Raw genomic sequence first — 12261 nt, forward strand, 5'->3', positions numbered from 1 at the left:
GCAAGGCCGGTCTTTTTGAACTAGCGCACGGGGGAACGATATTTCTTGATGAAATCGGTGAAATGCCCCTGGATGTACAGGCAAAGCTTTTAAGGGTAATTCAGGAAAAAGAGGTCCGCAGGGTAGGAGGAGAACGACTTGTATTGATTGACGTTCGGATCATTGCAGCTACCCATAGAGACTTACGTGAATTGTTGGCCGAAGGAAAGTTTCGTCAGGATTTATTCTACCGGTTGGATATTTTGCGTTTGGTATTACCGGCTTTACGTCAACGTATAGAGGATATTTATTGTTTGTCCCTGGAAATAATGAATAAAAATAGTGAACTACCTTTAAAACAAAAAAAATTACTTGCCAATTATTTAGCTGAACAAACAAATTATAATTGGCCAGGCAATGTTAGGGAGTTGGAAAATAAAGTTCGTCGACTGGTGGTATTAACAAAAGGGTTAACGGAAGACGAATTAAAGGGACAAGTAAAGAATTTATTTAGTTATTGTAATTCCTTAACGACGAAAACGTTACCAGTAGATAATATTAATGTTACCGTCACTGTTCAAGGAAACTTTAAAGAAATGGTTGATGATGCGGAAAAGCAGATTTTAAGACACGTTTTGGATTCTTGTGGAGGGGATCGCACAAAAGCATCCCGAAAGTTGGGGATTGGACGAACTACCTTGTGGCGAAAACTTGCGGAAGTTGATGCTCAAGCCAGTGTTAATGATATAAGATAAAAGAAATTCGTTGAAAGCCCATTTCAACCTATTGGCTCTGGAAGACATCCAAGCGTTGGTGGTCAATGCAAGCACATAACGGTAGGATTTATAAAGTCAATGATAATTATACTTAATAGGTGTAATAAGTCCTTCTGGAGGGAGGGAATGAATTGGTTGAGCAAGTTTTTTATACTTCGGGTATTGGGAAATGCCGAGTTAACTTGATGGTTTCTGTGACTGCTGGGGGCGGTTTAGTCGCACAGCTTTACGGCGGCGATAAGCCGCATGTGGGAGCGGTTGCAATAAGCCTACCCAGGCCTAGCCTTTCCAACGTTTCAAAAATTAGTTGTAACACAAGCGTTATACCTATGTTAGGTCATAAAGACGACGAAGTAGCCAAACCTGTCGCGGAAGAAATAGCAGTAGCATTTAGTAAACCAGTGGTAGTAGTTGCAGGTATACACGTGGATAATGCTGGGCCTGAAGTAATCAAAGAAATTGTGGAAAACTGTCACAATGTGGTGCGCATGCTGACGAAAAAATAATTAGTATTGGAAAGGGAGTATAGCCTGATTTTTAGTAATGGGTCAATTTTAATTACAAACCAGACAATGCTTACATTGAAATCGAAGCTAGTGTAGTCTTCGGGAGATTGGTGGTAAAAGAAATATCACAGCTTTAGACTATCTTCCGGTTGAATAAGCTTCCTGTGTTAATCCAATTAGCCCCGGTAGGAATAATTGAGCTAGACCCCTGCAGGTGTCACTAACTTTCATCAACTTACAAGTGACACCGGAAGGAATTATAGGTGAGCCGAAAATACCGGGGTAGACAGCAGTGTTAAGAAAAGGGGACACGCCTTCCTGCATCGGGAAAAGTCCGAAGGGATGCTCCGGAAAGTGGCGTGTCCCCTTTTGCTGCAAACATCTCCTCCGGGTACGAAGAAGCTTATGGTTTCTTTGCCTGTCAAGTTATTGTATAATGTCTAACATGAATCGATTTTAGAAGGAGAGCAGGAATTATATGGCGGAAAAGATTCAAATGAAAGTTCCATTGGTTGAAATGGACGGCGACGAAATGACCAGAATTATCTGGCAGCATATTAAAGATATTTTATTGACGCCTTACATAGATTTAAAAACGGTGTATTATGACCTGGGACTTAAAAAGAGGGACGAAACAGACGACCGGATTACAGCGGAAGCCGCTGAAGCTACAAAAAAATACGGCGTGGCGGTCAAATGCGCCACCATCACGCCCAATGCCCAGCGGGTTGAGGAATATAGCTTGAAGCAGATGTGGAAAAGCCCTAACGGGACCATCCGGGCAATTCTGGACGGAACGGTTTTTCGCACTCCGATTATCGTTAACAATATCAAGCCCTTTGTAAAGACGTGGGAGAAGCCCATCACCATTGCCAGGCATGCTTACGGCGATGTTTACAAAGGGGTGGAAATGAAGATTGAAGCGGAAGGAAAAGCGGAGATTATTTTTACGGGTGCGGACGGACATGTGTCAAAGGAGCTCATCCATGATTTTTCCGGTCCCGGCATCGTCATGGCCATGCACAACCTGGATCAGTCCGTTGCGAGTTTTGCCAGGTCTTGCTTCAACTTCGCGCTGGATCAAAAACAAGACTTGTGGTTTGCCACAAAGGATACCATCTCTAAAAAATATGACCACAATTTCAAAGATATTTTTCAAGACATTTACGAAAGAGAGTATCACCAAAAGTTTTCCGCAGCGGGTATCGAATATTTCTACACACTAATTGATGACGCCGTGGCCAGGGTGGTACGTAGTACCGGCGGCTTTATCTGGGCTTGTAAAAACTATGACGGTGACGTCATGTCGGACATGGTGGCCACCGCCTTCGGCAGCCTTGCCATGATGACATCGGTTTTGGTTTCACCCGATGGCTATTGTGAGTTCGAGGCTGCCCACGGAACGGTGACGAGGCATTATTATCAGTATCTTAAAGGTGAAGAGACATCTACAAATCCGGTAGCCACTTTATTTGCCTGGACGGGGGCGTTGAGAAAAAGAGGCGAACTGGATGGCATCAGTGATTTAATACAATTTGCCGGCGAACTGGAACAAGCAGCCATTGACACCATAGAAGAAGGAATATTGACCAAAGATTTGGCTTTGCTGGCGGAAGGGGAGAAGAAGACAGTTAGCACCAGGAGGTTTCTGGAAGAAGTCAGGGCCCGGTTATACCGTGCTCATCAACCGGCATGAAGAGAGATCGAAATTCCTTATATATTAGGGTCGGTCGACAGCCCCCGCGGGGGGGCTTTTAACTTTCCGCGACTTTCCTGATTTCCGGTTTAATTAAGTAAGGAATGGCTCTTATTATTGTTGAAGGCGTTATTTTAATCTTAATCGTTTTTACCTTCCAGAACATTAACAAATTTACCACCCTTTCGGAAACTTTGATTGCCTTGAAACATCAAATTTTTGAACATCTTACTTGCATAAAAAAACTACCTATTTAGGAAAGGTAGCTCTGTAAGATTTATTCACGGCAGCCCGGCTATCATAGCAAGTTGCTTTAGACCCGTGGCTTTGAGCCCCCATCTTTCGATGGGTTTTCCCTTTCTTACAAATAGCTTATTTTTCGACAGCGATATTAGTCAATAGGACTTTGGTCCTGTTTTTTGTATCTTTTAATTTTTGAACAGCTATACCATTCACCACCGGCCAACATGCGCAAGGTGGACGCCATTCTGGTTCCTGGGCAGGTAAATAGTGGCCAAACAATGGTTTTTTAACAGTAAACGCGTGCCCATAAGGCAGCTTTCACGGCTGCCGTTTTTATTTCAGGAAAATGCTAATAAAGCAATTATGGGGATTGACATACGGGCGATAATGAGAGAAAATTATAAAAATACACAATGTAAATCATTACAATTTGTATATAAGTATATTTTGTTTCTCGTTATTACAGGTCAGCAATTCAATAACATATAGGAGGCGAAGCGATGGAACCAGGGGAGCTGCCGGTTGAAAGCAGAATGGAGAGGAAGAAAAGGGAGACAAGCCGGAAAATCGTTAAGGTGGCCATGGATTTATTCCAGCGTCAGGGATTTAACAATACAACCATGGAACAGATTGCCGAAGCAGCAGACATCGCCAGGAAAACCTTGTATAATCACTTTCCCGTTAAGGAAGCTATCGTTGACGAGTATGTTAAAGGCGTTTCCAAGGGGTTTGCTCAAGAGATCATCGATTCTGTGCAAAACCTGCCTGACACAAGGTCGCGCTTATTGGCGGCGTTAGATAAAGCCTATGAATGGGTGGAAATCAACCCGGAGATTACAGGCATATGCCTGGGTTATCGTTTTAAAAACGTTTGCCATGGGTCCGCATATAGTGATGGCGAAACCGGCACTCAGCGTGTTATGGCTGAGATTATCAGGTATGGCCAGGAGACGGGGGAGATCAGGCGGGACATCTCAATAAAACTGCTGGTATTGCAGTTGGATATTCTACGCGGCTCAGTTGTTATGAACTGGCTGGGTGATAAATCCAAGTATGAACTGCGTAAAGAGATCGCCAAAATAGTAGATTTGTTTATCTATGGGGCGATTGGCAGGAAAGAAAACCAAAGATAAGCAGCACGGCATGATTAAAATCGTTGCAAGTAATAAATATGGAAAAAGTATATCTAAATGCATTAGACAAAGTAAAAACAGGGAGAGAGCAATAGTAGAAGAATAAAAGGAAAACTTTTTGAAAGGAAGAGAATATGCATGGAAAAGAGCAGCGGAGGGTTCTTTTTTTCTTGGTCCGAAGCTTTTCAATCCGGGGTGGAGTCAGCCGGGGGGAAGGGATGGAACCTGGGCAGGCTCGAACAGTATGGATTCAAGGTTCCCGCCGGAGGTGTCCTTGCAGCCGGGGCATACCAATGTTTTATCGAAGAAAACAATTTGCTTGAAGATACGGGGGAAATTAGCCAAAGTATTAACATCGGCAACATTGGGGAGAGGGAGATTGAGCGTAAGCTTTTGCTGCTCAGGGAAAAGATTAGGGCCGGGCATATACCATCAAATATCAGGGATGAACTGGTTTCCCACCTGAAAACCTCCGGTATGCTTGATAAGCCAATTGCCGTCAGGTCATCGGCCTCTGCCGAAGATTCCGCTAAAGCGTCTTTTGCCGGCATTCACGAATCGTTCTTGAATGTCCTGGGCATAGACAATATTTTATCCGCCATTAAAAGGTGCTATGCGTCCTTATGGACGCCCCAGGCTGTGGCTTACCGGCGAAAAATGGGTATTAAAGACGAGGAAGTGGGCCAGGCCGTGGTGATAATGGAGATGGTGAAGGCCCAGGCAGCCGGGGTGGCATTTACCTGCGATCCGCAGACTGGCCGGGAGGATATGTTCGTGGTTAACGCGAACTTCGGGCTGGGCGAGTCGGTGGTAAACGGTGCGATAGAACCCGACACCTATTATCTTGATGTATCGGCCTATAGAGCCATGCCTAATATCAAAAAAAAGAAGATTGGATCTAAGAAAGGGATAACAGAGGTTATCGCAAGCGGCGGAACCCATTTCGTGCCGTATGGTGATCTAGCTTCACAGCAAGTCCTGCCGGATGAGAATATTGAAAAACTAGGCCTGCTCCTGATGCGGGTCTTCGAGTCGCTGGGAGAATGCGAGGAGCACCAGGACGTGGAATGGGCCTTTGACGGGCGGGATTTCGTACTGCTCCAGGCCCGGCCGGTAACCGCGTTGCCCAGTTATACTTTTGAGGCATTAAAGAGCAAGAAACGGATATGGTCCAACGGTAACTACCGGGACGCTGTCCCCATGGTTATCAGTCCCTTGAATCGCCGGTTAATGAAGAATAGCATTGATACCATACAGTATACTGGTTTTTCAGAACCCGGCTATCCTATGCCGGAGGGTTTTCAATTCTCCCGTTTTGTGAAGGGCCGGTTGTACTGCGACATGTCTGCGCTGCAGTGGGCTTACTATGATTCCACCGGCATGCTGCCAAAAGATTTTAATCCTTTCTGGGGTGGACATCAGCCCGAGATAGAAATAGAAGACTCCGACCCCTTTAAGGGTGAGATTGGCCTGGAAAGACAAAGCCGCGCGATGAAAGGCGTTTCTCTCATTATGGAGGCGGCCGCCAACGCCACCAGTACTTTTACTGAATTTATCAGTTCAGTTGAGTCCCTGATTGGAGATGGATTTGACCGGATTCCTGACCAGGATTTTATTGATAAATATAATGAACTGGGCCAGATCTTTAAGGCCTACTGTGAAAAATTCTCTTTTTTAAGCGGTGTCGGTACCTTGCCACTATGGTCGTTGCTCCAAAAACTATATGGATATTTAGGGCCGAGAGTGATGATTGCATTAAATGGATTGATGGTTGGGGGGGAATTGAAAATAACCAGCGCCGACCACGGATACCGCCTGATTGAACTGGCCGAACTGGCCCGTCAGGATAAAGCCGCCATTCAATATTTAACTGGGGATAACTTTAACCCCTGCACATGGGAAGAACATTTGCCGGAAAGCTCTCCTTTTAAAAAAGAATTCCGGAAATTTATTAAGGAATACGGGCACCGGGCGGTTTATGAGCTTGATATTATAAACCCCAGGTGGGAAGAAGACCCCTCGTATTTACTGGATATCATTAAGAGTACCATGGCAACCGCGAATCTCGAACAATGGAAAAACAAGCAAAAGGAGAAATTTAATCAGGCCTGGGCGGAAGTAGCGGAAAAAATACCTCCTGAAGAGCAGGCTGAGATCCAAAAAGGTATCAAGGATGCCCGGGACGGGGCGGCGGTGCGGGAAATGACCAAATCGGTTATGGTTATGGCCTTGAAAGCTTATCGTTTGATGGCTCTGGAACTAGGCGACCGTTTAACTCAACGTGGCATTATTGAGGAGTCTGGCGATATCTTCTACTGCTCCTGGTCGGATCTGGTTTCCATACTCGATGGGGATTGGAATGGTGACGGACTGCGGACCCTGGTGGCGGCGCGAAAAGCAAGCCAGAGGGAAAAAGAGTCGCTCATGCCGCCTGACGTTATCTTAGGAGAAGAGCCTGTCTATTCTGAACCTGCAGCTTTAAGTTCCGGTGACTCTTTGCCGGGGGTAGGGGCTGCCGCGGGGAAAGCTTCCGGTGTTGCCCGGCTGATCAGGCATCCGGGTGAAGGAAACAAGCTGCAACCGGGGGATGTCCTGGTGGCGCCGTCTACTGATCCGGGCTGGACCCCGCTGTTTTTAAGAGCTTGCGCTGTGGTCATGGAAACGGGAGGATACTTGTCGCACGGGTCCATAGTGGCGCGGGAATACGGGGTTCCGGCAGTGGTAAACGTACAGGGCGCTATGAAAGTCATTGAAGAGGGACAAAATATAGTCGTGGACGGTGATGAAGGAAAAGTATATTTTCAAAATTAAAATGTAGGGACGGTTATTGAAGGGAGCAGCCGGAAGTTTTGCGCGCAAATATGAAACAGCATGAGATCTGGAGGTCGCTATCTTTAGATTTCGCCAGGCGAAAACACTACAACTTTATTATCAGTTAGCTTCTTTGCTTTGTATAGTGCGCGGTCAGCCGCTTCAATTATTGCTTTTGCCGTAGGTAACTGTTGGCAATATTCAGCGATGCCAATACTACAATTAACTTGAGGAATATTTTCTTTGGGTTCCGTAGAAATCAATTTACTCTGGAATCGCTCTATGATTTGTCGCGCGTGACCGCTGTTAACGTCCGGAAGGGAAATTGCAAATTCATCGCCGCCGATGCGATACACTATGTCTTTGGTTCGTATTGAGGAAGTGAGACATTGGGAAACGTGTTCTAAGACACTATTGCCTATTACGTGGCCAAAAGTATCGTTAATAGACTTGAAGCCGTCCAGGTCAATCAGGCAAAGTGAGATTGGCGTAGATTGGTTTTTTGCGTTTTCTACAAGCTCGGGAAATTTTTCTTGGAAATACCGGTAATTATAAATTCCTGTTAACCCGTCACGGTTAGCTATATCCTTTAGTTTCTGGCTTTGAACTTCCAGGTGTGCCCGTTGTTTCTCTTTTTCAGCCCACACTTGAAAGAAAATATAATTTCCGGCTATAGTCATAAAAGCATAGGTTATATAACCAAATATATGACTGAGAAATAACCTTGGCTCCGGTGAGATCGAGAGGATAACCGGAAAGATCCAAAACCATAATAAACCTACTACAGCGAGAAGACCGATAAAAATTTTAGTACGCATTGGAATGAAAACAACTATGAAGACTAAAGTTTGATATACTGCCGCCATGTAACCAGTCAGATATGTTCCTTCCAGCAACCCGATTACGGCCATATTTGTAATTAAACCCAACGTTGCCACTGTTGTCAGGGCTTCAGCTGAAAACCGCGTTTTGCAGTATTTACTCAGGAATGAACATGATAGCGCCCCGGCAACCATAAGACCGCGAAGTAAAAAAATCTCTTTTGCGTTGTTAGACAGCCATGGTATGTCTGTTCCAAGTCCTATAAAACAAAGGATCGCGGCTAGAAGATACCGCTTGGGAAGATTTTTAATTATATGATCATCAATTGACAAAGGTATACTATTCAATATTGCACCAGCCATACCTTAAAGTTATGAGTTTATTATATCATTACCTTTATGCAAATTCCTCTAAACATAAATATAAAAAACCTCGTGAATCATTAAACAAGTGTTATGTTGCAGCAATTAAAGAAGCCGGAGGGAAGGTTTCCTCCGGCCTCTTCCTTATATGTCGCTAGCTATCCAAGAATCGCTTCTAAATCCGCTTCCGGGTTACTGATGGGCTTTATGTCAAATTTTTCAACCAAAACGTTCAGCACATTCGGTGAAATAAACGCTGGCAGTGTGGGCCCAAGGTAGATGTTTTTTATACCCAGTGACAGGAGCGTCAGCAGTATGCTCACGGCTTTCTGTTCGTACCACGAGAGAACAAGTGTCAGAGGCAGTTCATTAACCCCGCAGTTAAAGGCGCCGGCAAGGGCGATTGCCACCTGGATGGCGGAATACGCGTCGTTGCACTGGCCCATGTCCATAATGCGCGGCAGGCCGCCGATTTCACCAATGTCCAGATCGTTGAAGCGGAACTTGCCGCAGGCTAGAGTCAAGATGACTGTGTCCTTCGGGGTCTTTTTGACAAATTCGGTATAGTAGTTCCTGCCTGCCCTGGCGCCGTCGCAACCGCCAACAAGGAAGAAATGTTTGATAGCGCCTGTTTTGACTGCGTCGATTACTTTATCGGCAACACCAAGCACAGTGTTGCGGGCAAACCCGGTCATCAGTGCCGAACCGCCGTTGATGCCGGTTAGCTTCTTGTCTTCCGCCCAGCCGCCCAGTTCAAGGGCTTTATTTATTACCGGGGTGAAATCTTTCCGGCCATTGTCTCCCGGTATGTGTTCGATGCCCGGGTAGCCTACGGCGTCGGTGGTGAAGATCCTGTCTGAATATGTAGGCAGAGGCGGCATCAGACAGTTAGTTGTATAGATAACCGGGGCCGGTATGCCGTCAAATTCCTTTTTCTGATTGTGCCAGGCAGTCCCGAAATTACCTTTTAGATGCGGGTATTTCTTCAATTCGGGATAGCCATGGGCGGGCAGCATTTCGCCGTTGGTGTAAATGTTTATACCTTTGCCCTCAGTCTGTTCGAGAAGCTGCTTCAAGTCATGCAGATCATGGCCGGTGATCACGATGAACGGCCCTTTTTCAATTGTTGTGGGGACCTTGACCGGCACGGGATGCCCATATGATGAAGTATTGGCTTCGTCAAGCAAGGCCATGCACTTGAGGTTGACCTGGCCGAACTCCATCAACAAGCCCAGCCACTCGTCAACTGAATGTTCCTCGCCGATAGCACGCAACCCATGGTATAACCAGGAGGTCACTTCATCGTCATTTTTGCCCAGCGCACGCGCATGCCACGCGTAAGCCGCCATGCCGCGCAGCCCGAAAAGCAGAGTGGAGCGAAGTGATACAATATCCGGATCACCTTGCCAGAGAGTGTCGGAGTCCAGGTCCGCCACTCCGCCCAGTTTTGCTTTTTCAGTTTGAACAAGGCTTTTTAGCTCGTCAATACGGCTCCCGTCAAAGTTGACATTGGTGAGTGTCGCGAAAAGCCCCTGCATGACCAGAGCGTCCGTATTCTTGTCCGGGGTCTTGCCTTGCGCGGCACGGGCAAGTCCTACCAGGGCACAGGTTAATTCGTCCTGCTTGCCGGCGACATCCGGCTGTTTGCCGCACACGCCTACTTTAGCGCAACCTTTTCCACCTGCCGTTTGCTCGCATTGAAAACAAAACATCATTAATTCCCTCCTTGGATTATTTTGAAATATTAAAGTTATAAGTATGGCTAACGCCTATTCCTCCATAATTTTTCCGTCGGTGGTGACTGTAACAACGCGCCACGGAATCATTTTGCCGCTGTTTATGAGCGCTTGTTTTACCGCGTTGGCAATGCCGCTGCAACAGGGTACCTCCATACGGAGCACGGTGACGCTTTTTAATTCATGCGCTTTCAATATTCCTGTCAATTTTTCGGTGTAATCGATATCATCTAACTTCGGACAGCCAATGATGGTGATTTTATTGCGCATAAAATCATTATGGATGTTGGCATAGGCGTAAGCTGTGCAATCGGCGGCCACAAGCAGGCTGGCATTGTCGAAGTACGGAGCGTTCACCGGCACCAACTTAATCTGGCAAGGCCACTGGCGAAGTTGTGATACCGCCGGCGCAGCATTTCCCGCTGCTGGAATAACGGGCGCCGGGTTCTCGGGCTGCTCAATAATCCTTGCCAGAGTGCCGGGACACCCGCAGGCAAGCTTTTCAAGCACGGGATTTTGTCTGGTTTCCATGTGTTTTTTTACAGCCTCTTCGTCAAAAGCAGTTGCGTCACGCTCTTCCAGGGTTATGGCTCCAGCCGGACACTCAGGAAGACAGGCTCCCAGGCCGTCACAATAACTTTCCGATAATAGCTTTGCTTTCCCGTCTACAAGCTGCAGGGCGCCCTCGTGACAGGCATCGACGCAAAGCCCGCAGCCGGTGCATTTTTCTTCGTCAATCTTAACAATTTTTCTTTTCATCTGAGGAAACCCCCTATAATATGTTTTGCTTGCGTCTTTTCTAAAGTTATTTTATTATATTGGAAACGTAAAATCGGTAGCCATGGTTACCAAAAACAAAGGTGAGTATAAAATGTATATGAAATGGATGAAAGTATTATCTAAGTGCGAATTGTTCAGGGGAATTAGCCCGGACGAATTGAACGTCGTGTTTGGATGCCTGAAGCCGAATGTAAACAGCTACGAAAAGAATGATTGGGTGGCCGTTGCCGGCGAAAAATTTACCGGTCTGGGAGTAGTCCTTTCCGGCGAAGTGGTGGTTGCCAAGGAGAACGCGGCCGGCAACCGGGTCATTATGGCGGTATGCGGCCCCGGGGAGATGTTTGGTGAGATGGCCGCTTTTTCAGGAGACGGCGTCTGGCCGGTAACGGTGGCGGCCAGGACAACCTGCACGGTAATGTTTCTGCCGGCTGGAAAGATCGTAGGCAACTGTGAAAATTCTTGCATGAGCCATAGACAGCTGATCACGAACATGCTTGAAATTGTATCGGGCAAAGCGCTCATGCTGCACCGGAAGGTAGAATACCTAGCAATAAAGAGCCTGAGGGAAAAGATCAGCACTTTTCTGTTAGAACAGTATAAAAGGACGGGCAATACCACATTCATGATGCCTTTGAAAAGGAACGAGCTTGCCGACTTCCTGAACGTTTCCCGGCCGTCACTTTCACGCGAGATGTCCAGGTTGAGGGATGAAGGTGTGATTGAGTTTCACAGGGATTCCATGAAAATCAAAGAGGTGGATGCTCTCAAGGGTATGTCCGTATAGCAGTAGGATTAGATAAAGGAAGTGAGCGGCCATCATATAAACCGCTCACTTTTCCGTTATACAGGTTTTCGGTAGACGGTGACTTAAAACCTGCGAGCCAGGGTTTTCACTATGTCAGCCCGGCTAATAATGCCGATGATAGAGTTGTTTTCTACGACAGGCACCCTATTTATATCATTATCTACCATTAAAGCAGCCACTTGTTCAATTTCCGTATCGCCGTCGACTGTGATTACGTCAGTAGTCATTATTTCCAGGGCCTTATTGGCGGCAAGCTTCTTAAAGTCCTCCCGGTATCTTTCCAGCCCGTTGATGTAAATAAAAGCACCCAGTATATTAACAAAACCTGGAGTTCTGGGGTTTGTTTCCTTGTGCAGCAGGTCTTCCTCGGTAACAATGCCTACTAAATTTCCTTCCTTATTTATTACCGGTGCCCCGGAAATGTTGTTTTCCGTTAATATTCCGGCTACTTCTTCAATGGTGGCATCCTCTTGCACGGTTATAACTTTTTTATTGTTTAGGAAAGTATACATTTTTGAGGGTACCCGGTGAGACCATAATATGGTAACATTTAAACATGAGATATTCGTCGAAAATAAAAGAAATACTTAAAATAAATTGGCCAGAGTTTGA

Annotated in this window: 10 protein-coding genes and 1 riboswitch; of the genes, 6 read left to right on the forward strand and 4 right to left on the reverse strand. The window is 46.1% G+C overall.

Annotated elements, in window-relative coordinates:
* The 5 genes from L7E55_RS16840 to L7E55_RS16860 all read left to right on the forward strand — a co-directional run.
* A partial coding sequence (locus L7E55_RS16840) for a sigma 54-interacting transcriptional regulator (RefSeq protein ID WP_277445521.1) occupies window positions 1–734 on the forward strand: 734 nt, incomplete at its 5' end.
* Between the two features lie 152 nt (window positions 735–886).
* Window positions 887–1261 carry a prenylated flavin chaperone LpdD gene (gene lpdD, locus L7E55_RS16845; protein ID WP_277445522.1) on the forward strand — a complete coding sequence of 125 codons (375 nt, stop codon included), beginning with the start codon at window positions 887–889 and terminating at the stop codon, window positions 1259–1261.
* A gap of 478 nt (window positions 1262–1739) precedes the next feature.
* Window positions 1740–2957, forward strand: a complete 1218-nt coding sequence (locus tag L7E55_RS16850) for an NADP-dependent isocitrate dehydrogenase (protein WP_277445523.1) — start codon at window positions 1740–1742, stop codon at window positions 2955–2957.
* 282 nt (window positions 2958–3239) lie between these two features.
* Window positions 3240–3323: riboswitch (cyclic di-GMP riboswitch) on the reverse strand.
* A 377-nt stretch (window positions 3324–3700) separates the two neighbouring features.
* Entirely contained in the window at window positions 3701–4333 is a 633-nt protein-coding gene (locus tag L7E55_RS16855) for a TetR/AcrR family transcriptional regulator (protein WP_277445524.1), read from the forward strand.
* Between the two features lie 138 nt (window positions 4334–4471).
* Window positions 4472–7144: a PEP/pyruvate-binding domain-containing protein gene (locus tag L7E55_RS16860; protein ID WP_277445526.1), complete on the forward strand. Its 2673-nt coding sequence runs from the start codon at window positions 4472–4474 to the stop codon at window positions 7142–7144.
* An 83-nt stretch (window positions 7145–7227) separates the two neighbouring features.
* Here the strand turns inward: L7E55_RS16860 and L7E55_RS16865 are convergent, their stop codons facing one another.
* The 3 genes from L7E55_RS16865 to L7E55_RS16875 form a co-directional block, all read right to left on the reverse strand.
* Complete coding sequence (locus L7E55_RS16865) at window positions 7228–8313, reverse strand: GGDEF domain-containing protein (protein WP_277445527.1); 1086 nt, start codon at window positions 8311–8313, stop codon at window positions 7228–7230.
* Between the two features lie 173 nt (window positions 8314–8486).
* Complete coding sequence (gene hcp, locus L7E55_RS16870; RefSeq protein ID WP_277445528.1) at window positions 8487–10043, reverse strand: hydroxylamine reductase; 1557 nt, start codon at window positions 10041–10043, stop codon at window positions 8487–8489.
* A 54-nt stretch (window positions 10044–10097) separates the two neighbouring features.
* A complete protein-coding gene (locus L7E55_RS16875; RefSeq protein WP_277445529.1) occupies window positions 10098–10823 on the reverse strand; it encodes a 4Fe-4S binding protein in 726 nt (241 codons plus the stop codon).
* A 112-nt stretch (window positions 10824–10935) separates the two neighbouring features.
* Here L7E55_RS16875 and L7E55_RS16880 point away from each other — a divergent pair, with 112 nt between their 5' ends.
* On the forward strand, window positions 10936–11628 hold the full coding sequence (locus L7E55_RS16880; RefSeq protein ID WP_277445530.1) for a Crp/Fnr family transcriptional regulator: 693 nt from the start codon (window positions 10936–10938) through the stop codon (window positions 11626–11628).
* Window positions 11629–11711: 83 nt separating this feature from the next.
* On the opposite strand, the gene L7E55_RS16885 is transcribed toward L7E55_RS16880, so the two are convergent.
* Complete coding sequence (locus L7E55_RS16885) at window positions 11712–12161, reverse strand: CBS domain-containing protein (protein WP_277445531.1); 450 nt, start codon at window positions 12159–12161, stop codon at window positions 11712–11714.
* Between the last annotated feature and the right edge of the window lie 100 nt (window positions 12162–12261).

It is taken from the genome of Pelotomaculum isophthalicicum JI (genome assembly GCF_029478095.1).
Classification (GTDB): Bacteria; Bacillota; Desulfotomaculia; order Desulfotomaculales; family Pelotomaculaceae; genus Pelotomaculum_D; species Pelotomaculum_D isophthalicicum.